General features: G+C 59.1%; 18 protein-coding genes. 10 read left to right on the forward strand and 8 right to left on the reverse strand.

Annotated elements, in window-relative coordinates:
- Nucleotides 1-417: oligopeptide/dipeptide ABC transporter ATP-binding protein (locus tag AC3WQN_RS17040; protein ID WP_492606946.1), on the forward strand; the 417-nt coding region annotated here is incomplete at its 5' end.
- 101 nt (nt 418-518) lie between these two features.
- On the opposite strand, the gene AC3WQN_RS17045 is transcribed toward AC3WQN_RS17040, so the two are convergent.
- A complete protein-coding gene (locus tag AC3WQN_RS17045; RefSeq protein WP_103399693.1) occupies nt 519-767 on the reverse strand; it encodes a hypothetical protein in 249 nt (82 codons plus the stop codon).
- 222 nt (nt 768-989) lie between these two features.
- On the opposite strand from AC3WQN_RS17045, the gene AC3WQN_RS17050 reads away from it, so the two are divergent.
- A complete protein-coding gene (locus AC3WQN_RS17050) occupies nt 990-1,340 on the forward strand; it encodes a nuclear transport factor 2 family protein (protein WP_103399692.1) in 351 nt (116 codons plus the stop codon).
- A 330-nt stretch (nt 1,341-1,670) separates the two neighbouring features.
- Here the strand turns inward: AC3WQN_RS17050 and AC3WQN_RS17055 are convergent, their stop codons facing one another.
- On the reverse strand, nt 1,671-3,254 hold the full coding sequence (locus AC3WQN_RS17055; protein WP_103399690.1) for a peptide chain release factor 3: 1,584 nt from the start codon (nt 3,252-3,254) through the stop codon (nt 1,671-1,673).
- 330 nt (nt 3,255-3,584) lie between these two features.
- Between AC3WQN_RS17055 and AC3WQN_RS17060 the strand changes: the two genes are divergently transcribed.
- From AC3WQN_RS17060 to AC3WQN_RS17085, 6 genes are all read left to right on the forward strand, one after another.
- Nucleotides 3,585-4,301, forward strand: a complete 717-nt coding sequence (locus AC3WQN_RS17060) for an ABC transporter permease (RefSeq protein ID WP_095081593.1) — start codon at nt 3,585-3,587, stop codon at nt 4,299-4,301.
- A gap of 20 nt (nt 4,302-4,321) precedes the next feature.
- Nucleotides 4,322-5,224 carry a glycine betaine ABC transporter substrate-binding protein gene (locus tag AC3WQN_RS17065; protein ID WP_103399689.1) on the forward strand — a complete coding sequence of 301 codons (903 nt, stop codon included), beginning with the start codon at nt 4,322-4,324 and terminating at the stop codon, nt 5,222-5,224.
- A 15-nt stretch (nt 5,225-5,239) separates the two neighbouring features.
- Complete coding sequence (locus AC3WQN_RS17070) at nt 5,240-5,932, forward strand: ABC transporter permease (RefSeq protein WP_103399688.1); 693 nt, start codon at nt 5,240-5,242, stop codon at nt 5,930-5,932.
- Between the two features lie 222 nt (nt 5,933-6,154).
- Complete coding sequence (locus tag AC3WQN_RS17075) at nt 6,155-7,312, forward strand: osmoprotectant ABC transporter ATP-binding protein OsmV (protein ID WP_103399687.1); 1,158 nt, start codon at nt 6,155-6,157, stop codon at nt 7,310-7,312.
- Nucleotides 7,313-7,537: 225 nt separating this feature from the next.
- Nucleotides 7,538-7,915 (forward strand): hypothetical protein, encoded by a 378-nt coding sequence (locus tag AC3WQN_RS17080; protein ID WP_103399686.1) that lies wholly within the window; start codon nt 7,538-7,540, stop codon nt 7,913-7,915.
- 524 nt (nt 7,916-8,439) lie between these two features.
- Nucleotides 8,440-9,603 (forward strand): type III PLP-dependent enzyme, encoded by a 1,164-nt coding sequence (locus AC3WQN_RS17085; RefSeq protein ID WP_103399685.1) that lies wholly within the window; start codon nt 8,440-8,442, stop codon nt 9,601-9,603.
- A 354-nt stretch (nt 9,604-9,957) separates the two neighbouring features.
- Here the strand turns inward: AC3WQN_RS17085 and AC3WQN_RS17090 are convergent, their stop codons facing one another.
- Both AC3WQN_RS17090 and AC3WQN_RS17095 read right to left on the reverse strand, forming a co-directional pair.
- A complete protein-coding gene (locus tag AC3WQN_RS17090) occupies nt 9,958-10,662 on the reverse strand; it encodes a tetratricopeptide repeat protein (protein WP_103399695.1) in 705 nt (234 codons plus the stop codon).
- 57 nt (nt 10,663-10,719) lie between these two features.
- Nucleotides 10,720-11,400, reverse strand: coding sequence for a Fe2+-dependent dioxygenase (locus AC3WQN_RS17095; RefSeq protein ID WP_103399684.1), 681 nt, complete (start codon nt 11,398-11,400; stop codon nt 10,720-10,722).
- A gap of 206 nt (nt 11,401-11,606) precedes the next feature.
- Between AC3WQN_RS17095 and AC3WQN_RS17100 the strand changes: the two genes are divergently transcribed.
- Nucleotides 11,607-13,940 (forward strand): TonB-dependent receptor, encoded by a 2,334-nt coding sequence (locus AC3WQN_RS17100; RefSeq protein WP_103399683.1) that lies wholly within the window; start codon nt 11,607-11,609, stop codon nt 13,938-13,940.
- Between the two features lie 209 nt (nt 13,941-14,149).
- Nucleotides 14,150-16,681: a PepSY domain-containing protein gene (locus tag AC3WQN_RS17105; protein WP_103399682.1), complete on the forward strand. Its 2,532-nt coding sequence runs from the start codon at nt 14,150-14,152 to the stop codon at nt 16,679-16,681.
- Nucleotides 16,682-16,728: 47 nt separating this feature from the next.
- On the opposite strand, the gene AC3WQN_RS17110 is transcribed toward AC3WQN_RS17105, so the two are convergent.
- The 4 genes from AC3WQN_RS17110 to AC3WQN_RS17125 all read right to left on the reverse strand — a co-directional run bounded on the left by AC3WQN_RS17110 (nt 16,729) and on the right by AC3WQN_RS17125 (nt 23,578).
- A complete protein-coding gene (locus tag AC3WQN_RS17110) occupies nt 16,729-17,628 on the reverse strand; it encodes a hypothetical protein (RefSeq protein ID WP_103399681.1) in 900 nt (299 codons plus the stop codon).
- Between the two features lie 92 nt (nt 17,629-17,720).
- Nucleotides 17,721-19,970 carry an alpha-xenorhabdolysin family binary toxin subunit A gene (locus AC3WQN_RS17115; RefSeq protein ID WP_103399680.1) on the reverse strand — a complete coding sequence of 750 codons (2,250 nt, stop codon included), beginning with the start codon at nt 19,968-19,970 and terminating at the stop codon, nt 17,721-17,723.
- A 200-nt stretch (nt 19,971-20,170) separates the two neighbouring features.
- On the reverse strand, nt 20,171-21,712 hold the full coding sequence (locus AC3WQN_RS17120; protein WP_103399679.1) for an alkaline phosphatase D family protein: 1,542 nt from the start codon (nt 21,710-21,712) through the stop codon (nt 20,171-20,173).
- 129 nt (nt 21,713-21,841) lie between these two features.
- Complete coding sequence (locus AC3WQN_RS17125) at nt 21,842-23,578, reverse strand: PTS fructose-like transporter subunit IIB (protein ID WP_103399678.1); 1,737 nt, start codon at nt 23,576-23,578, stop codon at nt 21,842-21,844.
- Nucleotides 23,579-23,587: the final 9 nt, after the last annotated feature.

Consider the following 23,587-nt stretch of genomic DNA (forward strand, 5'->3'; position numbering starts at 1 on the left):
GCCCAGGTGCTGAACCTGTTCATGGACCTTCAGCAAGAGTTCAACACCGCCTACGTGTTCATCTCCCACAATCTGGCCGTGGTGCGCCACGTCGCCGATCACGTGATGGTGATGTACCTCGGCCGGCCGGTGGAAATGGGCCCGAAGGAAGATATCTACACCCGTCCCCTGCACCCGTACACCCAGGCCCTGTTGTCGGCGACACCGACCATCCACCCGGATCCGGACAAGCCGAAGATCAAGATCGTCGGCGAACTGCCCAACCCGCTGAACCCGCCGTCCGGCTGCGCTTTCCACAAGCGCTGCCCGTACGCCACCGAACGCTGCAGCACTGAAGAGCCGGCCTTGCGCCCGCTCGACAACCGTCAGGTGGCCTGCCATTACGCCGAGCAATTCATCGTAATAAGCCGGGCATGAAAAAGCGCCCTATCGGGGGCGCTTTCTGAACCGCGTTAACCAAACCCCTCCTCCAGGACTGCGCATCAGTCCGCCGGGAGGGGTTTTCTTTTGCCCGCGATCTACGTCTGGCTATCACCTTCATCGGTGTCCGGCTCTTCAGTGGTCGAGTCGTCATCCCCCTTGCTGCCGCCCTGATCCTGGTCACCAGGCTCGGATTCGGATTTGGCGAGCATCAGCTCACCCTGTGCCCCATGCCCACTCGACACCTGCTCACCATGATCCGGGCACTCGGCCCACGCCATCGAGGTCCCCAGGGACCAGATCACCAGCACCTTCAATAGCAACACAATGCGTAGAAACTTGCTCATCGTCGATTCCATCCTTTTTTGTGTGAAGCAGGAGTGCCCGTCTGGCGCTGAGTGAAATCTAGTTCCGATTGAGTCGGTTCTCCAGATAGCGGGCTAATGAATGAGCGGAAATGCCATTGATCAACAGACCGGTTTTGCATAAGGGTTATGGCGAATGGTTATTTCAGAACTAATAAGGTCTTCCACAGGGTTGTTCCGATCATTTCAGACAAAGGTACAGACATGGATCTGTCTCAAACACTGCTGCAACTGGAGCAACGCCTCCTGTCAGAGGTCACTCGACGCGATGCCGATGAAATCTCACGCCTGATCGCCGACGACTTCTTCGAATTCGGCGCCCGCGGCAGCATCTGGACCAAAGCCGAAGTGGTTGAGCAGTTGCCTAAACAGTCCTTCACCCAACGCACCATCAGCGAGTTCGCAGTCAAACCGCTATCAGAACACACAGCACTCGTGACCTATCACTGTCGCAACAACGCCTCGGCAGACAGCTTGCGCAGTTCGATCTGGCGTAAGCAGGACGAGCAATGGCAGATGGTATTTCACCAGGGCACATTTCTGCCTCAGCGGTGACTGTAACAGTCACATCTGACGGACTTACCCGTGGCGAGCGAGCTTGCTCGCGCTGGGCTGTGCAACAGCCCCAAACCGGTCACCCCCGGTTTTCCTGAAAGCCTGCAATAGTCTTGTAGGGGGCGCTTCGCACCCCAGCGCGAGCAAGCTCGCTCGCCACAGGGCAGGTGTTCGGCCTCCCCCCGGACCTGACCTGTGGGTAACGTGGTTGAGATCCTCCGTCCGAAAACGAGAAAAGCCCTACAAGCGTAAACCTGCAGGGCTTCCCGGTCAGACTGAGCCTCTCATTAATCCCGCGCAACGGGGGGCCTGAGTGTTACCCGTCAGCGCTTAATGATGCTCACGCGTCGCACGGAATTTCACATCCGGCCAGCGCTCTTCCATCAGCGCCAGGTTGACCCGGGTCGGGGCCAGGTAGGTCAGGTGACCGCCGCCATCCAGGGCGAGGTTTTCCACCGCCTTGATGCTGAACTCTTCGAGCTTCTTCTTATCGCTGCAATCGATCCAGCGCGCGGACCACACGGTGATCGGCTCGTAGGCGCACTCGACCTTGTATTCCTCTTTCAGGCGGCTGGCGACCACATCGAACTGCAGCACACCGACGGCGCCGAGGATGATGTCGTTGCTGCGTTCCGGGAAGAACACCTGGGTGGCGCCCTCTTCGGCCAGCTGCTGCAAGCCCTGGCGCAGTTGCTTGGATTTCAGCGGATCCTTCAGGCGTACGCGACGGAACAGTTCCGGGGCGAAGTGCGGGATGCCGGTGAAACCCAGGGTTTCGCCTTCGCTGAAGGTGTCGCCGATCTGGATGGTGCCGTGGTTGTGCAGGCCGATGATGTCGCCGGCAAAAGCTTCTTCCAGTTGCTCACGCTCGGACGAGAAGAAGGTCAGCGCATCGCCGATCCGCACGTCCTTGCCAGTACGCACGTGGCGCATCTTCATGCCTTTTTCGTACTTGCCGGAGCAGATACGCATGAAGGCGATACGGTCGCGGTGCTTGGGGTCCATGTTCGCCTGGATCTTGAACACGAAGCCGGTGAACTTCTCTTCCACCGGTTCCACGGTGCGCTCGTTGGCAACCCGGGCCAATGGCTTCGGTGCCCAGTTGACCACGGCGTCGAGCACGTGATCGACGCCAAAGTTGCCCAGTGCGGTACCGAAGAACACCGGCGTCAGCTGGCCGTCCATGAATTCCTGCTGGTTGAATTCGTGGCAGGCGCCCTGCACCAGTTCCAGCTGATCCACAAAGCGGTCGTACTCGTCACCCAAGTGCTCGCGGGCTTCATCGGAATCGAGCTTCTCGATGATCTTCACCTCGGTCCGCTCGTGGCCGTGGCCGGCGGTGTAGACGATGATGTAGTCGTCGGCGAGGTGGTACACACCCTTGAAGTCACGGTAGCAACCGATCGGCCAGGTGATCGGCGCGGCCTTGATCTTCAGGACCGCTTCGATTTCGTCGAGCAGTTCGATCGGGTCGCGAATGTCACGGTCGAGTTTGTTGATGAAGCTGACAATCGGCGTATCGCGCAGACGGCAGACGTCCATCAGGGCGATGGTCCGTGGCTCTACACCCTTACCGCCGTCGAGGACCATCAGTGCCGAGTCGACCGCCGTCAGGGTGCGGTAGGTGTCTTCGGAGAAGTCTTCGTGGCCCGGGGTGTCGAGCAGGTTGATCATGTGATCGCGATACGGGAACTGCATGACCGACGTGGTAATGGAGATACCCCGCTGCTTTTCCATTTCCATCCAGTCGGAGGTGGCATGGCGGTCGGATTTGCGAGATTTCACCGTGCCGGCAACCGCAATCGCCTTGCCCATCAGCAAGAGCTTCTCGGTGATGGTGGTTTTACCCGCATCGGGGTGGGAAATAATGGCGAAAGTGCGGCGTTTCGCGACTTCGGCGGCCTGTTTGGTCATGGGAAATCGCCTGGCAGGTGATTCAAAAAAGGGCGGCGATTATAGCCCAAGTTGATCCCAGAACCGAACCGTTGAGCACATTAGGGGTGGCCAAATGCTGCCTGAGATGGGAACCTTTGAGGCCGTGGAGGCGTCCACTCCCCTGTTACGACCCATCGTCAGGGGCTGAAATACCTGCAAGTCAGCCTGACGAGGCTGTGCTCATGGCTCGATTTCACGCCGCATTTGCCGGCATCGATAGAGCTGCTTTTCGCGAACGCCCTTCCCGGCAGCCAGGTATGGCATGCCACACGGGAAAGCGTGCGCCGACTAAAAAATAGGAGTCCGCCTGTGGCTATCCGCTATGGCAAAGGGCTGACAGGAGGTGCGGTTGTCATCGCGCTTCTGGCCCTGCTGATTCACTGGATCGGCATCAACACGATCGAACTGTACCGCGACGATTTGTTGTTTTACCTGCAAGCTCACCTGATTCTCGTCCTCGCTTCCATGCTGGCCGCCCTTGTCGTGGGCATCCCCGCCGGTATCCTGCTCAGCCGCCCGACCCTGGTCGGACGTGCCGAACGCTTCATGCAACTCTTCAACATCGGCAACACCGTCCCGCCTCTTGCCGTACTAGCCATCGCCCTGGGAGTCCTCGGCATCGGCAGCGGCCCTGCAATCTTCGCCCTGTTCCTCGCCTCCCTGCTGCCCATCGTGCGCAACACCTACGAAGGCCTGAAAAACGTCCAGGGTTCACTCAAGGAAGCCGCCGTCGGTATCGGCATGACCCCACGCCAGGTGCTGTGGCGGGTCGAGTTACCCAATGCCATACCGATCATCATCGGTGGCGTGCGCGTGGCACTGGCGATCAATGTCGGCACCGCACCGCTGGCATTCCTGATCGGCGCCAACAGCCTGGGCAGCCTGATTTTCCCCGGCATTGCCTTGAACAATCAGCCGCAACTGATCCTCGGCGCAGCCTGCACCGCCCTGCTGGCCTTGTTGCTTGACGGCCTGGTGACCCTGGCCAGCCGCCTCTGGCTGGAACGCGGCCTCCGCCCGTCTTAAGCCCCGGCAAAGGAAGACTCATGAAAACCATTCGCTTTTTACTAGGCTGCGTCCTGCTGTGCGCAGGAATTGCCCACGCCGCGGAAAAACCGCTGATTCGCATTGGCGCGCGGGTATTCACCGAACAAACCCTGCTGGCCGAAATCACCGCTCAATACCTGCGCACCCAGGGCTATGACGCTCAGGTTACCGGCGGCCTGGGCAGCAACCTGGCCCGCAGCGCCCAGGAGACCGGGCAACTGGACCTGGTCTGGGAATACACCGGTGTGTCGCTGGTGTCCTACAACCATGTCACGGAAACACTCGACAGCCAGCAGTCACTGGCACGGGTCACTGAGCTGGACGCGAAGAAGGGACTGACCTGGCTCTCACCGTCGAAATTCAGCAACACCTACGCCCTGGCATTGCCGGAAAACATCGCCGCCCGCTACCCGCAGATCAATACGATCAGTGAACTCGACACCGCGTTGCGCAATGCGGCCAACGACCATCCGCTGGTGGCGCTGGACACCGAGTTTGCCAACCGTTCCGACGGTTTGGCGGGCATGGTCAAGCGCTACGACATGGACCTGACCCGCCGCAATATCCGCCAGATGGATGCCGGCCTGGTCTACACCGCGCTGCGCAATGGCCAGGTGTTTGCCGGGTTGGTCTACACCACGGACGGCCGCCTCAGCGCCTTCAAGCTCAAGTTGCTGGCAGACGACAAACACTACTTCCCCGACTACACCGCCGCCCCTGTGGTACGTCAGGCCTACCTCGACACCCATCCGCAACTGGCCGCACAGCTCAAACCGCTGGCCGATCTGTTCGACGACGAAACCATGCGCCAGCTCAACGCCCGGGTCGACGTCAATCATGAAAGCCCGTCTGCCGTGGCCGCTGATTTCCTGCGCCAGCACCCACTGCTTTCTATTCATTGAACCGGAGGAAAAGCCATGGAGCTTTTCAACGCCTTTTCCCACCTGGACTGGCCGCTGGTCCTGCACCTGACCTGGCAACACATCACCCTGGTCGGGATTGCCGTCACCCTGGCGATCCTGGTCGGCGTGCCACTGGGGATCCTGATGACGCGCTTCCCGTCACTCGCCGGCCCCTTACAAGCCAGTGCCACAGTACTGCTGACCATTCCGTCGATTGCCCTGTTCGGCTTGCTGCTGCCGGTGTACTCGACATTCGGCCAGGGTCTGGGACCGATGCCGGCGATTACCGCGGTGTTCCTGTACTCCCTGCTGCCGATCATGCGTAACACCTACCTGGCACTGACCAGTGTGGAACCCGGCATTCGCGAAGCCGCACGCGGCATCGGCATGACCTTCGGCCAGCGCTTGCGCATGGTCGAGTTGCCGATTGCGGTGCCGGTGATCCTCGCCGGTGTGCGCACCGCCGTGGTCATGAATATTGGTGTGATGACCATTGCCGCCACCATCGGTGCCGGTGGCCTGGGTGTGCTCATTCTCGCTTCCATCAGCCGCAGCGACATGTCGATGCTGATCGTCGGCGCGGTGCTGGTCAGCTTGCTGGCCATCTTCGCCGACCTGCTTCTGCAGTGGCTGCAACGCTCGCTGACGAGTAGGGGGTGTTCGCCGCAAATGGCGGGCGCGCCGTCGCCCCACAAAGCGCAAGACTAGGCGCGAGGAGAGAGATTTGGTTTCTTCAAATGAACGACGAGCAACGACGGATTGCGCTTTGTGGGGCACGGCCCTACGGGTTGGAGCTGTGATCCCGCCGGGCTGCGTTGTGGGACTTGAAAAGGAAACGACATTTCCTGCGTCCCACGCCTTGCCCGGCGGGATCACAGCTCCAACGCGCTCCGCCATTTGCGGCGAACACCCCCTACCTGGACTGCTCAAATGATCGAACTTCAAAACCTGACCAAGACCTTCCAAAGCAACGGCAAGACCATCACTGCCGTCAACGATGTGAGCCTGACCGTCAACGAAGGCGAGATTTGCGTGTTCCTCGGGCCATCGGGCTGTGGCAAGAGCACCACGCTGAAGATGATCAACCGCCTGATCAAGCCGACCTCGGGCAAGATCCTGATCAACGGCGAAGACACCACCGACCTCGACGAAGTCACCCTGCGTCGCAACATCGGTTATGTGATCCAGCAGATCGGTCTGTTCCCCAACATGACCATCGAGGAAAACATCGTGGTGGTGCCGCGCCTGCTGGGCTGGGACAAGCAGAAATGCCACGACCGCGCCCGCGAGTTGATGAGCATGATCAAACTCGAACCCAAGCAGTACCTGCATCGCTACCCGCGTGAGTTGTCCGGGGGCCAGCAACAGCGGATCGGCGTGATCCGCGCCTTGGCCGCCGATGCCCCGTTGCTGCTGATGGACGAGCCGTTCGGTGCGGTCGATCCGATCAACCGCGAGATGATCCAGAACGAGTTCTTCGAGATGCAGCGGGCGCTGAACAAGACCGTGATCATGGTCAGCCACGACATCGACGAGGCCATCAAGCTCGGCGACAAGATCGCCATCTTCCGCGCCGGCAAGCTGTTGCAGATCGACCATCCAGACACCCTGCTGGCCCACCCTGCCGATGAATTCGTCAGCAACTTCGTCGGTCAGGACAGCACCCTCAAGCGCCTGCTCCTGGTGAAAGCCGAAGACGCGGCAGACAACGCGCCATCCGTCAGCCCGGACACCCCGGTGGCCGAGGCACTGGAGTTGATGGACGAGCACGACCGGCGTTATGTCGTCGTGACGTGCACCGACAACAAAGCCCTGGGTTACGTGCGCCGTCGCGACCTGCACCGCCAGAGCGGCAACTGCGGGCAATACCTGCGCGAATTCAACGCCACCGCAGCCTATGACGAACACTTGCGCATCCTGCTGTCGCGCATGTACGAGTTCAACCGCTCGTGGCTGCCGGTGATGGATGCCGAGCGGGTGTTTTTGGGTGAGGTGACCCAGGAATCGATTGCCGCTTACCTGAGTTCGGGCCGCTCCCGCGGAACCAAGACCAGTATTGTTTCGCCGGCTGAAGTGGCGCTCACTTAATCGATCAACTTCCATAGTCCATTCCGCTTGGTCCATCTCCATCTTGAAAGGAAATACGGGGATAGGGTCAAGCGCGGGCGCTATGTAAATTTGCAATCGTTAACAAATGAACATTAAACACTGTCAAAAGTGATAGGTCCGCTATTGCCTGGAAAACGCTCTACTTGATCGGGAGCAACGCTACACGCTCTCACAAATAAACTTACCAGGTTATAGAGGTCACCCATGAAAACCAGTAATACGACATTACCTTCCACACCGACACCAGAGGCCAATTCCCTAGCGCCAGAGGCCATGGCTGGTCCACCCACACAAATCATCATAGGGGGTTTAGCAGACCCGCAACTTGTCAAGAAAGGGGGAAACTTCAAACTGGTGATCGCGGCAAAACTCGTCGATAAAGACGGCAGGGAAATTACAGGCGTTACCTCCGTATGGACGACAACTACAGCTCGCGCCACTATCAATCGAGGTCCTGGAGATATGAACGGGACCTTCACTTTAAACGATGTGCAACTCAACACCATTATTCAATTTACCGTTACCACGCAGCAGTACCCAACCATTCGCAAGAGCGTAAGCCTTAGGCTAAACGTCTATTGATCGGCGACCGTTCCCGTATTCCGTCGGTCGAAGAGTGTCGCTTCGATCGACCTTGCTCCTGTTCGGGAGCGCAGCAGCCGTAAATCAGCGAGTACGGTCCTTCTGAAGAACCACCGGCCTGATTTAGGGCCGCTTCGCGCCCCAGCGGGAGCAAGCTCCCTCGCCACAAAAAGCAATGCAAGCGCTCTCGAACATCACTGTCTGGGGAACATCACACTGTCATGCGGGTCGGTTACATCAGTAGCTATCCGGGACCGCACGACGGAAGCGTGCAAAAACGCGACATTTTTTGTTGATCTCAAGCCCCTCACGCCCTAAAGTTCGCGCCGAACGTCCATGCTGGAAACGATCCATCCGGCTCAAGTACTGACGACGAGACAGCAAGGCCAAGGGCAGCACCGCCTCCCGTGGCCTTTTTGCTTTCGGCGACATGCCTTGGGAAGTAGGCGAACCAAAGTGGGGATACGGAGGACGTTCATTTGCACCCATTGATTACTAACGTTTGCCAGTAGGAGTTCCCAAGTATGTCGATCCAGGTCGAAGACTATTTCGCGCGCGACACCTTTCAAAAAATGAAGGCATTCGCCGACAAGCAAGAAACCCCGTTCGTGGTGATCGACACCGCGATGATCAGCCAGGCTTATGACGACCTGCGCGCCGGTTTCGAGTTCGCCAAGGTCTACTACGCGGTCAAGGCCAACCCGGCCGTCGAGATCATCGACCTGCTCAAGGAGAAAGGCTCGAGCTTCGACATCGCCTCGATCTATGAGCTGGACAAAGTGCTCGACCGTGGCGTCAGCGCCGACCGGATCAGCTACGGCAACACCATCAAGAAATCCAAGGACATTCGCTACTTCTACGAGAAGGGCGTGCGTCTGTACTCCACCGACTCCGAAGCCGACCTGCGCAACATCGCCAAGGCCGCACCGGGCTCGAAAGTCTATGTGCGCATCCTCACCGAAGGTTCGACCACCGCTGACTGGCCTCTGTCGCGCAAGTTCGGCTGCCAGACCGACATGGCCATGGACCTGCTGATCCTCGCTCGCGACCTGGGCCTGGTGCCCTACGGCGTGTCGTTCCACGTGGGCTCGCAGCAGCGTGACATCAGCGTCTGGGACGCCGCGATCGCCAAGGTCAAGGTGATCTTCGAACGCCTGAAAGAAGAAGACGGCATCCACCTGAAGCTGATCAACATGGGCGGTGGCTTCCCGGCCAACTACATCACCCGCACCAACAGCCTGGAAACCTATGCCGAGGAAATCATCCGTTTCCTCAAGGAAGACTTCGGTGACGACCTGCCGGAAATCATCCTGGAGCCAGGCCGCTCGCTGATCGCCAACGCCGGCATCCTGGTCAGCGAAGTGGTGCTGGTCGCGCGTAAATCCCGTACCGCGGTAGAGCGTTGGGTGTACACGGATGTGGGCAAGTTCTCCGGCCTGATCGAAACCATGGACGAAGCCATCAAGTTCCCGATCTGGACCGAGAAGAAAGGCGAGATGGAAGAAGTGGTCATCGCCGGTCCTACCTGCGACAGCGCCGACATCATGTACGAGAACTACAAGTACGGCCTGCCGCTGAACCTGGCCATCGGTGATCGTTTGTACTGGCTGTCCACCGGCGCCTACACCACCAGCTACAGTGCTGTTGAATTCAATGGTTTCCCGCCGCTGAAGTCGTTCTATCTTTAAGAGCAGCTGCGAGCTTTAAGCTGCAAGACTGAAAAGCCCATGACGTGTCATGGGCTTTTTTATGCCAGGGATTTGATCATTCGGGAACACCTGCCTTGATCACATCGCCGCTCTCGTCAGACACGGGAATGCGAACACCTACTCCGTGGCGAGCGAGCTTGCTCGCGCTGGGCTGTGCAACAGCCCCAAACCAGTCACCCCGGTTTACCTGAAAGCCTGCAATAGTCTTGTCGGGGGCGCCTCGCGCCCCAGCGCGAGCAAGCTCGCTCGCCACGGGGCCGCGTTCACGCCTGTTTGAACGACATAAGTCAGTACACGTACTTTCCGGGAGCAACTGGCTTGATGGCAAGCCCGTTAAAGGATCAACGCCAGCTCGTCGGCCCGGCGCCGATAATCGACGGCCAGCGCCTGGATTTGCGGATCGCGCGCACTCGCCAACGCCTGGCTCGCCACGCTCAGGAATTTCAGGTTGCCACCCGCCAATGCCTTGCGCAGCCATCCGAGCGCCGCCTCGACCTGCCCCTGAGCGGCCAGCACCGCCGCATAACTGAACTGTCCACGAAAGTCCCCGCCCTCGGCCGAGCGCCGGTACCAGTCAAGCGCCAGCGCAGAGTCCACCGGGCAATAACGCCCCTCTTCCAGGTAGCGCCCCAGCAGGTTCATCGACTTGGCGTGGCCCAGTTCAGCCGCACGGTGGTAACAAGCCAGCGCCTGTACCTGGTCCTCGGCCACCCCTCGTCCCGTGGCGAGCAGGTTGGCGTAATTGTACAAACCCCAGTCCAGCCCGGCGTCGGCCGCCTGGCGGTAGTGTCGTGCAGCGGTGGTGGCATTGGCGGTGGTACCCCAGCCGTGTTCATGGCAGCGACCAAGCATGTTGCGCGCCATCAGGTGCCCGCCACGGGCGGCAATCTCGAACCAGCGCACGGCCAGTGCTTGATCCCTCGCAATGCCTTGCCCATCGAGCAAAATCTGCCCCAGCAACGCTTGGCCGTCGAGAATACCTGCCTTGGCCGCCATCAGAATCGCTTGGGCGGCGCGGGCCGGGCTTTGTGCAAGCATGGCGCTGAGCTGCTCACCGTCCAGGACTTCCTCGCGACGTAAACGGAAGTCCGTCACTTACACCTCGACCCAGCGACGCAGCAGGTTGTGATAGGTGCCGGTAAGGCGAATCAGCGACGGGTGATCGGGCATGTCCTGAGTCAGTTGCTGGATCGCTTCGTCCATCTCGAACAGCAAGGCGCGCTGGCTGTCTTCGCGCACCAGGCTCTGGGTCCAGAAAAACGACGCATAACGCGCACCACGGGTGACGGCATTGACCTTATGCAGGCTGGTCCCCGGGTAGAGCACCAGATCGCCGGCCGGCAACTTCACCCGTTGGGTGCCGAAGGTGTCCTGGATTTCCAGCTCGCCACCGTCGTACTCGTCGGGATCGCTGAAAAACAGCGTGGACGACAGATCGGTGCGCACCCGCTCGATGCTGCCCTTGGGCTGGCGCACGGCGTTGTCGATATGAAAGTCGAAGCTGCCACCTTCGGTGTAGCAATTGACCAGCGGCGGGAACACCTTGTGCGGTAACGCAGCGGACATGAAGCGCGGGTTCTTCCACAGTCGCTCCAGCATCGCGGCGCCGATTTCCTTGGCCAGTGGATGGCCTTCAGGCAATTGCAGGTTGTGCTTGGCCTTGGCCGATTGGTAGCCGGCGGTGATCTTGCCGTCCGCCCAGTCCGCCTGCTCCAGAGCCTCGCGAATGCGCTGCACCTCTTCACGGGAGAACAAGCCGGGAATATGCAGCAGCATGGGGCAGTACCTGAAAGTCAAGGGATCGCAATGATATTGATTCTTATTGACCATGTAAAATCGCATGACGAACGAGACTGTAAAAACCGTAAGGACAAATTGTAAAGAATGTAAATTCAATGCAAATAGCAATGTATCTCAATTGATACAAATACGTATTTACCCTATATTCCGCGACCTCAAATCCTTGGGGAGGGGAATTCACCATGTCACGCCAACCACTACAATCACCCGTCAGTTCACCGCGTTTGCTCGCTTCTGCCATTGGCATGGCGATCACCGCCAGTTCCGCAAGCCAGATGGTTTTCGCGGCCGAGAAGACTGACGAGAAAGCACCGAGCAATGCGATTGCTCTGGATGCCACCAGCGTGACCGGTGAAGCCCAGGACTCGACGTCCTACCAGGTAGAAAAAGCCTCTTCGCCCAAGTACACAGCGCCATTGATCGATACCCCGCGTTCGGTGACCGTGATCCCGCAACAAGTCCTCAAGGACACGGGCGCCCTGAACATGCAGGATGCGCTGCGTACCGTGCCGGGTATCACCTTCGGTGCCGGTGAAGGCGGTAACCCGCAGGGTGACCGTCCCTTCATCCGTGGTTTCGACGCCCAGGGCGATACCTACCTGGACGGTGTGCGCGACACCGGCTCGCAAAGCCGTGAAATCTTTGCCGTTGAATCCATCGAAGTCAGCAAGGGCCCGAACTCCGCCATCGGCGGTCGTGGCGCGGCGGGCGGCAGCATCAACCTGGTGAGCAAGAAAGCCCACCTGGGCGACTCGTTCGACGGCGGCTTCACCTGGGGTTCCGACCAGACCCAACGCTACACCATGGACGGCAACTTCCAGTTCAACGATACCGCTGCCGGCCGCCTGAACCTGATGAGCCACGAAAGCAACGTCGCCGGCCGTGACAGCGTCGACTACGACCGTTGGGGCGTTGCGCCATCCCTGGCCTTCGGCCTGGGCACCGACACTCGCGTCAACCTTGACTACTACCACCTGGAAAGCAACGACACGCCGGATTCGGGTATCCCATACACCGTACCGGCGTCGGGCAAAACCGCTGACCGCACCAAGAGCAACCCGGACAAGCCCTACGCTGGCGGCGACAGCAGCAACTTCTACGGCCTGACCGATCGCGACTTCCGCAAGACCCGTACCGATACCGCGACCTTCGCCATCGAGCACGACCTGAGCGACGCGCTGACCGTCAAGAACACCCTGCGCCACGGCAGCAGCATGCAGGACTACATCCTGACCCAGCCGGACGACAGCAAGGGCAACGTGAACAACGGCACCGTCTGGCGCCGCGCCAACACCCGGGTCAGCAACACCGACACCACCACCAACCAGACCGACCTGTTTGGTGACATCTATATCGCGGGCTTCAAGAACAGCTTCTCCACCGGCATCGAGTTCAGCCGTGAAGAAAGCGAGAAGTCCTCGTACAGCGTCAACACCGACACCGTGCCGGGCGGCAGTGCCAACAGCAACTGCACCCCGTCGATGATCGGTGCGCCAAGCGGCTACAACTGCACCTCGCTGTCCAATCCGACGCCGAGTGATCCATGGAACGGTGCGATTTCGCGCAACTACGCCGGGACAGACACAAAAGCCAACACCCGCGCCATCTACGCGTTCGACACCCTGGAACTGTCGCAGCAATGGCTGCTGAACATGGGCCTGCGTTACGACCACTTCAACACCAAGTACCGCACCTATGACGCGAGCGGTGCGACGATCGTGACCAAAGGCAACGCAGCCAAAGGCGAGGACACCAGCGAGTTCATCACCGGTCAATTCGGCGTCATCTACAAGCCGGCTGAAAACGGCAGCATCTACGCCTCGTATGCCACTTCCGCCACCCCGCCGGGCAACTTCGTCGGTGAAGGCATGGAAGGCAACTCGCTGCCGGGGACTACCGACCGTGCCGGTAACCTGCTCAAGAGCGACATGGAGCCGGAAACCACCAAGAACTACGAAATCGGGACCAAATGGGACCTGCTGAATGATCGCCTGTCGCTGACTGCCGATATCTTCCGCACCGAGAAAGACAACGCCCGCGTCCAGGTCGATTCCACCACCTATGAAAACGCCGGTACCACCCGCGTCCAAGGTCTCGAGCTGTCGGCCACCGGCAAGCTCACCGACAAATGGCAAGTCTTCGCCGGCTACGCCTACATGGACAGCGAGCAAGTCGATGGCGGCCCGATGAGCGTGACCGATGGCAACGAACTGCCAAACACGCCGAAAAACAGTGCCAGCGTCTGGTCGACCTATCAGGTCACGCCGAAGCTGACGGTCGGTGGCGGTGCGTTCTACGTCGATGACGTGTTCGGCAGCGTGGCCAACACCACCATGGTTGATTCCTACGTTCGCTACGATGCCATGGCCGCCTACAAGCTGACCAAAAACATCGACCTGCAACTGAACGTGCAGAACCTGACCGACGAAACCTACTACGACAAAGCCTTCTCGACTCACTTCGCCAACCAGGCGGCGGGCCGTACGGCATTGCTGAGCACCAACTTCCACTTCTAATGGAAGCGGTTAGCGGCCTGTGTGGCCAGTTCTGTTAATCAACTTCGGCGCCAGCATCCGAATTTGAGCTAACGAACTAGCCGTATATGCCACAAGGCCCCGTTCATCCTGATGAGCGGGGCTTTTGTGCGTAAGAAAGAAGGCTTCTCGACAACTCACGGCATAATGCGCGCCGTGAAATACATATTTAAACGAGCAAGGCGGTCGACGTGTTGAAGAAAACCCTGTTCCAGCTGCATTGGTTCTTCGGCATCAGCGCAGGCCTGGTGCTGGCCCTGATGGGCATCACCGGTGCCGCGGTGTCGTTTCAGGACGAGATCCTGCGGGCCCTGAACCCACAGGTCCTGCAGGTGGAAAAACGCCCGGCCGGTGTGCTGCCGCCCGCGGACCTGGTGGCCAGTGTCGAAGCCATCGAAGGCAAGAAAGTCGCGATGCTCTGGGTCGAAACCGACAGCGGCAACGCCGCGCGCGTGTATTTCACCCCGCCCCCCGGCGAACGCCGCGGACAGATGCGCTACTTCGACCCCTACACCGGCCAGTACATGGGCGACGCCGTCGGCCAGGGCTTCTTCGACCTGATGCTGAAACTGCACCGCTTTCTGGCCATGGGTGACACCGGCCGACAGATCACCGGGGCCTGCACCCTGATCCTGATCTTCTTCTGCCTGTCCGGGTTGTACCTGCGCTGGCCGCGCCAGTGGCAAAGCTGGCGGGCCTGGCTGACCCTGGACTGGAAGAAAAAAGGCCGCGGCTTCAACTGGGACCTGCATTCGGTCGCCGGCACCTGGTGCTTGCTGGTGTACCTGCTGGCTGCCCTGACTGGCTTGTCCTGGTCCTATGAGTGGTACAACAAGGGCCTGAACAAACTGCTGTCCGACTCGCCGCAGAGCGAGCGCGCAGGCAAGGGGCGTGGCGCTAAACCGCCGGCAGGTCCGGCACCGGTAGCTGATTACAATGCCATCTGGAGCAGCATCTACAGCACGGCAGGCCCGGGCTTGAGCACCTATAACGTGCGCATGCCGCCAGTGGCCGGCCAAGAGGCGACGGTGTTCTACCTGTTGAAGGATTCACCCCATGACCGGGCACTGAACCAGATCCGCCTCGACCCGGCCACCGGCGTCATCAAGCGGCATGATCGCTACAGCGACAAAAGCTTCAAGGCGCAACTGCTGACCAGCATCTACGCGCTGCACGTCGGCAGTTACTTCGGCATCGTCGGGCGGATTGTCCTGATGGTCGGCGCCGCACTGATGCCGCTGTTCTTCATCACCGGCTGGTTGCTGTACCTGGACCGTCGGCGCAAGAAACGCCAGGTCAAACAGGCGCGCAATGACCTGGCGCCCACCACCGGCAATGCACCAGCATGGCTGATCGGGTTTGCCAGCCAGAGTGGTTTTGCCGAACAACTAGCCTGGCAGACCGCCAGCCAACTGCAGGCTGCCGGGCTTCCGGTCAAGGTGCAGCCGCTGGCCAGCGTCAGCGAGCAGGACTTGCGCGAATCAGCCAATGCGTTGTTCGTCGTCAGTACCTTTGGCGATGGCGAGGCCCCGGACAGTGCCCGTGGTTTCGAGCGTAAAGTGCTGGGCCGGGCAGCGGCTCTTGCCAGCCTCAATTACGCGATCCTTGGCCTGGGTGACCGGCAGTATCAGCACTTCTGTGGCTTCGCCAGACGCTTGCACGCCTGGCTGGCAGAACATGGCGGCACCACGCTGTTTGCCCCGGTGGAAGTCGACAGTGGCGACCCCTACGCCCTGAGCCACTGGCAGCAGCAACTCGCTCATCTGACCGGACAAGCACCCGTCGAGACCTGGAAAGCCCCCGATTACAACAACTGGACCTTGAGTACCCGTGACCTGCTCAACCCCGACAGTGCCGGCTCCGAAGTCTATTTGCTGGGCCTGACCCCGCCCGACACCAGCAGTTGGCTGGCCGGCGACCTGGTGGAAGTGCTGCCACGCAATTGCCCGTGGGCGGTTGAGCACTTCCTGGATGGGTTGGGTATCCCGGGCAACACCCTGGTGCAGCTTGATGGATTGTCCAAGCCCCTGGAGCAAGCGTTGACCAGCCGCCAGTTGCCGGGCAATCGTGCTCACCTGGTGGGCCTGCACGCTCAGGCGCTGGTGGATGCCTTGGTGCCGCTGGCCATGCGCGAGTATTCGATTGCCTCGATTGCCGCCGACGGGGTATTGGAACTGATCGTGCGTCAGGAGCGTCATGCCGATGGCAGCCTGGGCATCGGCTCTGGCTGGCTGACCGAGCACGCCGCCGTGGGTTCATCGATCAGTCTGCGGGTACGGCGCAACAGTGGCTTTCATCTGCCCGCCTCCCCGGCGCCGATGATTCTGCTGGGTAACGGCACGGGCCTGGCCGGTCTGCGCAGCTTGCTCAAGGCGCGGATTGCCGAGGGCCAGACCCGCAACTGGCTGCTGTTCGGCGAACGTAATCGCGTGCATGACTACCTGTGCCGCGATGAACTGGAAGGCTGGTTGATCGAGGGTGACCTGGAACGCCTGGACCTGGCGTTCTCACGGGATCAGGCCGAGAAAGTCTACGTGCAGGATCGCCTGCGCCAACAGGCGGTCGAGTTGCGCAAATGGCTGGCCGAGGGTGCTTCGATCTACATCTGCGGCAGCCTGCAAGGGATGGCCAGCGGGGTGGATAAGGTGCTCAACGACGTGCTGGGTACAGAAGCGGTTGAACAGTTGATCGAACAAGGGCGCTACCGCCGCGACGTTTACTGACACTCACCGGGCGCCGTCAAAGGGGGCGCCCGATGAATCCCGACGGTTCACTCTTCATCCATCCCATAGTTAACCCGGATCTTCATGAAGTCTGACCACTCTCCCAAGCGCTCGGACCTCGATCGAAGGGCAACCAGCACCTCGGTTACCAACTCGCAAGTTAACAGCAGTGCAGAGAATCTCGACATGGGCGTGATCGTAGAGAACCTCTTTATCACCTCCCGAAGAAAATACTGAACCCGGTACAAGAGGTCGCCAAGATTGAACAAGGCGGATGAGGTCGAGGTGTAAACACCCGTCAATCGGTCCAGTTCAGCGCTTATCTTCAGGTCGAGCGCCGAGCGGCCCAGTGAAACGGTCACAGTCCCTCGCCCATGGAAATTGAACCAGTAGTGATCCGCGCCTCCCAACACGACAGGGCGGAATCGAAAAGCGTCACTCTCTCTGGCCTTCAGAATATTGACAAACAGCTTGTGAATATCCTGACCGAGCAGACTCACCACACTGGAAAATGCTTCCACAACGGACAGCGCCTTGGTGCACATCTGAACCAACTGATCTATGACACCGTTCGCCTCGTATTTCCGGCAAATGGCAATATCAGGTTCTGCAAACTCAAAAGAATCGCAACGCATTGCAATCAAGGGAAAGCGCCGGTCAGCCGGAGCAAGGAGCCAGGCTCGACGACAGGCAGCATGAAACACCTCCACCCTGTCGACACAGTCGAGAATGTCCTCACTCAAGACGCCCGCCATATGCTGAACGTAGAGATACCGATCAAGATTCGTTTTCGCCATGCCGCTGAGATCTTTGGCACACCGCTCCAACACCAAGGCGACCTCTGGCCTGGGATTGACCAATATCTCCCTATCCCCCACTAGCGACAAGAATTTATGATAGTTTCGGATAGCGACAAAATCCTCACGTCCAAACAAAAGCACATCCATGGCTTGAATCCGAAAAATTGAAGTCCCGTAAAAAAGTCACGCATCATGACGCATGCTGCGCGACTTATATCCGTGTGCTGACACGACTATAGTTACAGATAGGTTACCGGCTCAAGAAACCTTACAAAGGTTCCAGCTTCTTGTATGAAGCCCGCGACCTGCTCCTGTAGCCCACTGGATTTATGCCCTGTCACGGCCGTCAGAAACTGGTTAACCGCGCCGGTGGCTACCGCATACTCTACGACATACAGTTTTCGCTGATCATCCATAGCATGGAAGGCTTTAATCAGTTCCACTTTGTCGTTGAGAGTACGCCATTTTCTTTTTTCAACGACTATTTCATTATGAACTTCTTCGACAAGCGTCCGCAGCGCATGACTTTCCTTGATCATCAGTACAAACGAAATGCCCTTGGCTGCCCCTTCCAGATCCCGCTTCAATTTCTCGACCGCTGCCATCACCAATTGAACTTGCGTGGGCGTCGCCCCCAACTCTTTCACCTTATCAAAGGTAAGCTCAACAGACTTGAAAGCTTCTGAAAGCCCAATCTTGTTAAGCTCATCCACCGCTTCTGAAATGACTTTCAACTTCTTCTCAGGCTCAACCAACCTGCCTTCCAAGCGGGCCAGCGCTGCAGCATGATCGGTCAAATCGGTATTGAGTGTCTCCATGAACCCCGTTGTTAAACGCTGATCGAAAGGCTCGCTAATAGCGATCAAGCGATTACCCAGTCTGATCGACATGCTGAGTGCTGTTTCGTGCGCTTGCGCCAATAGTTCGACCTGTTCGCCGCGAATATCCTCAACCTCATCGGATCCATCAGCCAACTCCTGATTGAGCGCGACCAACTGAGCAATTCGCGATTTAAGATCAAGTTTTGTAGTCAGCGACAACTCTGCCAAATCACGAAAGCTGCCGTTAGCCTCACCCAGCATTCGTTCAAACGTGCTGTTGACCGCAGGTAAATAGTTGCTTTTGAGGAAATACATTTTGGCTTTGACAGCCTCATCGCCCAGCAAAGCACTGCAACTACGCAGTGTATCGGTCTTCAGCTCCGGATACTTCTCAGTTTGCAACAGCGTTCTCATGCGGTTCATTCCTTGAATACCATATTCGGCTTTAAACTCTTCGTCGGCCTCCTTGAACAGCGCCACCAACGCATCAGCATTTTGATGAATCTCTGTCCACGGCGCTGCCACCAGCCTGAACTGAGTCATAAACTGCCTCAATTTGACAGCGTCCTCCATTTTCGTGATCGCTGTAGCGGACTGACTCGTATAGTCATGGAGCACATTCCAGACATGAATCAGATTCTTTGTAGCGACATCAGCCTCGACCGCAACAATTGTCAGATTTTGCATATCTGACCTTACCCGCTGAAGTGAACCCAGTGTTTTATTCTTACTGGCGAGTCGCTTGATCGCTTCATTCTGCACGTCGCTCAGGTTATTGCGCTCGGCACGAACGTTTTCAGCTTCGACACCGTGATAAATGGCAACGCCCAGCCCCACAAGCGAAAATGATGAAACTGCCGTCAACGACTGATTGACCAGCGCCTTGTACTGAGCATTCAATTCATCAATACTGGCCGTGCGCCGTTCAATCTCTTTATTAAGCTCGCCGACATCAGCAGCGTATGTATTGTGCGATATAAAGGCTGTCAGCAACTTGATCTCGGGGGCTATCCTTTCACGAAGTTCTATACTGAAATCATCCAAACCCTCTTTTATACCGATGACATCTTCCAAGTACTCCCGGACCTGGGTAGAAACCAAGTCCAGTGCATCTCCCAAGTCAGACACAATCTCGGCATCCAACACCAACCCCGGAAATCCATGCCCTTCCTTCAGTTCCCACTCTCGCAGTTGCTCATAGGTAGTAATATTATGTGTTTCCAGCCTGTTCGCTGCACGGACATCACTGTAGATCTCCTCCACTGTCCTGCTGTAAACGGCCATATTCAAACCAAACAGTCTCAAGTGAGTACCGGTGAGCATGATACGCGCACGCAATGGCTGCCACTTTCTGGCATGGTTGTATACTTTTTTGAATGTTGCCAGAAAATCTTCTGGTCGAAAACCGTCCCCACCGCTATCCAGCGCTCCGAAGTTGAGATAACGGTTGACGTCCGTAATATGTTGCGGAAGTGCCAACCCGGCAGCTTCATACTTTCGCAGATCGATGATCTGCTTTTTTGTCAGCAGCAACCCGGCCGGACGAACAATATCGTTCGACGATCCGCTCGACAGTGAAACCATCGTTTTGGGAACCACCGCAGCAAGCCCGGCAACCTCCTCAGCAGTTTTATCTTTTAATGATGCCTCCCACAACTGCGTCTCCATAACAACTCCTTTTGATATTTAAAGCCACCCATCGGCCAGACCATGTAAGACAAGCGCACTATAGAGACCCGCCTGTAAAACACATCAATCAAAAGACTAAACGGCAGCCGCAACTTAGAGCAAGACTGAAAAAGTCTCTTTTGTATGTATTTATTCCCGAAAGCACGCCACAGTAACAAAACGCTTTAGTCCTGCCCCACTTACACTGGTTGCAACTTCTGCTCAAACACCCCCACCCCATCCAGATCGCGCAGCACCACGCTCATCTCCCCCGTCTGCCCATCGATGTTGACCTCGCCAAAAAACTGAAAGCCGGCAAAGGGTGAGGTGTTCTGCGCAAGCGGCACTTTCTCGAACACCACTTGCGGGCCGAAGGTTTTATCCAGCGGGTTGGGTCCGAAGCTGCCCGCGTTCAAGGGGCCGGCGACGAACTCCCAGAACGGCTCGAAGTCCTGAAAGGCAGCGCGATCAGGGTGGTAATGGTGCGCGGCGCAGTAATGCACGTCGGCCGTCAGCCAGACAACGTTGCGCACTGTCTGCGCCCTCAGGAACCCCAGCAATTCTGCAATTTCCAGCTCACGGCCCTGAGCCGGGCCGGGGTCACCATTGGCCACCGCTTCCCAGCGCGGTATACCGGGGCTCACTTCGCCGTCCGGTACGCTCAGGCCAACAGGCATGTCGGCGGCGATGACTTTCCACTGTGCGCGGGACTGCTTCAACTCACGCTTGAGCCAGTCCAGTTGCTCACGCCCCAGGAAAGGTTTCTCTGCGCCCAGGTTGTCATCGTTGGTCCCGCGATAGCTGCGCATGTCCAGCACGAACACGTCCAGCAGAGGTCCGTAACCCAGCTTGCGGTAGATGCGCCCGCCGTTGTCGGCTGCCTGCAAACGCATCGGCGCATATTCGAGCCAGGCTTGTCGCGCCCGACCGACCAGGCTGTGGATATCTTTATCTCTGTAGCGCTCGTCCAGCAACTTGCCCGGCGACCAGTTGTTGACCACTTCGTGGTCGTCCCATTGCCAGATCTGTGGCACTTCGGCGTTGAAGCGACGAATGTTTTCGTCCATCAGGTTGTAGCGATAATTGCCGCGATACTCGTCGAGGGTTTCAGCGACTTTGCTCTTCGCCTCGCTGGTGACATTGCGCCACACGCGGCCGCTTTCGGTGGTCAGTTGCGCCGGCACCGGGCCGTCAGCGTAGATGGTATCGCCGCTGTGGATGAAGAAGTCCGGCAGGCGCAAACGCATGGCCTCGTAGATACGCATGCCGCCGATGTCCGGGTTGATGCCGAAGCCCTGGCCGACAGTGTCACCGCTCCAGACAAAGCGGATATCCCGACGACTCTGCGGCACGCTGCGCAGGTGACCGAACCAGGGCTCGCTGGCCACACCGGTCCGGGCGTCTTCGAAGGACACACGGTAGAAAATCGCCTGGTCGGCGGGTAATCCGGTCAACTCGACGCGTGCCGTGAAATCGGTGCGTGCGTCGGCCAGGGGCGAGACGAACCGGCGAGGGTTGTTGAACAGGCTGCGGGTGTCCCACTCGACGACCATTCGCGCCGGTCGATCGCTGCGACTCCAGATCATTGCCCGGTCGCCCAGCAGGTCACCGGACTGTACCCCGTCGGTCAACTGCGGACGCTCCTTGACCGACGCGATGACCGCCGGAGCCAGGCCAGGCAACAACAGCCCGGCGCCAACGGCTTGCATGACTCGACGACGTCCCGGATCGAATTCGCTCATGGTGTTCTCCCTGAAAAGGGAAACTTAAGCATGCCCGAATGAAACCGTTGTGACAGGCACACATCTGCGTGGCGAGGGAGCTTGCTCCCTCGCCACAGGTCAATAGCTGCCGCCGAAAGCGCCGACAGATCAGGCCTTGGCAGGCTCCAGCGCCAGTTCGGTCACTTCCGGGCGCTTGACCACGGCATAGACCACCGCGGTCAGCAGACTGCCGGCGACAATCGCCAGCAGATACAACAACGCGTGATTGATCGCGTTGGGGATCAACATCACGAACAACCCACCGTGGGGCGCCATCAGCTTGCAGCCGAAGTACATCGACAGCGCGCCGGTCAGCGCGCCGCCGGCAATGCTCGCCGGAATCACCCGCAACGGGTCCTTGGCGGCGAACGGAATCGCCCCTTCGGAAATAAAGCACAGCCCCAGCACCAGCGCTGCCTTACCGGCCTCGCGCTCCGTCTGGGCGAACTTGCGCCGGGCGATGAAGGTGGCAATGCCCAGGCCAATCGGCGGCACCATGCCGGCGGCCATGGTCGCGGCCATCGGTGCATAACTTTGCGAGGCCAGTAGCCCCACCGAGAACGCATACGCCGCCTTGTTGATCGGTCCGCCGAGGTCGACGCACATCATCGCGCCCAGCAACACGCCCAGCAGAATCGCATTGGTGGTGCCCATGCTGTCAAGGAAATGCGTGAGTCCGGCCAGCACCCCGGCCACCGGTTTGCCGACCACGTAAATCATGATCAGGCCGGTGAACAGGCTGGCCAACAAGGGGATGATCAGAATCGGTTTCAACGCTTCCAGGCTTTGCGGCAAGCGCGCATAACGATTGATCGCCTTGGCCGTGTAACCGGCGATGAAGCCGGCAATGATCCCACCGATAAAACCGGCCCCCAGGGTACTGGCCAGCAGACCGCCGATCATCCCCGGCGCCAGGCCCGGACGGTCGGCAATCGAGTAGGCGATGTAACCGGCCAGCAACGGCACCATCAACTTGAACGCGGTGTCGCCGCCGATCTGCATCAGTGCCGCGGCGAGCGTGCCCTCTTCCTTGAACGCGGTGATGCCGAACACAAACGACAAGGCGATCATCAGGCCACCGGCCACCACCATCGGCAGCATGAACGACACCCCCGTCAGCAGGTGTTTGTAGACACCGCTCTTCTCTTGAGCGGCCGGCCCCTTGGCGCCGCTCGAGGCCGCCTCCTGCTTGCCTTCTGCCAGGGCCTTGTTCAGCGTCGCTTCGGCGTGCTTGAGGGCAATGCCGGTACCGCAACGGTAGATTTTCTTGCCAGCGAAACGCTCGGTGGCGACCTCAATATCCGCCGCCAACAGCACCACGTCGGCCTCACTGATGGCTTGCGCGCTCAACGGGTTGCGCGCGCCGACCGAGCCCTGGGTCTCGACCTGCAGGTCGTAGCCCAACCGTTTGGCCGCTTGCTGCAGGGCCTCGGCGGCCATGAAGGTGTGGGCCACCCCCGTCGGGCAAGCCGTGACCGCCACCAGACGTGGTTCCGCCCGGCTCATCGCCAGCGGTTCAGCCACCTGCGGGGCAACGTAGACCTGGGCCTCTGAAGCGCCACGGCGCAGCACCGCGTCGACGTCCTGCAAGGCCTGGGACGGCGTGCTCTGGAACACGCGCTTGCCGACAAACCGCGACATGTCCAGCGGCCCGGTGCTGACCAGCAACACCCACTCGGCCTCCTCAAGGGTCGCGGCGGACAACTGGCGCTCCGGGTGTGCCGGGTCATGCACTTCGACGCTGGTGCTCCAGCCCTGGCGCTGCGCCGCCGCCTCCAGTAACCGGGCGCACAGCACACTGGTGACCATGCCATTGGGGCAGGCCGTAACGATGGCTAACTTCATGACCTACCC

It is taken from the genome of Pseudomonas sp. FW300-N1A1, from assembly GCF_058789115.1.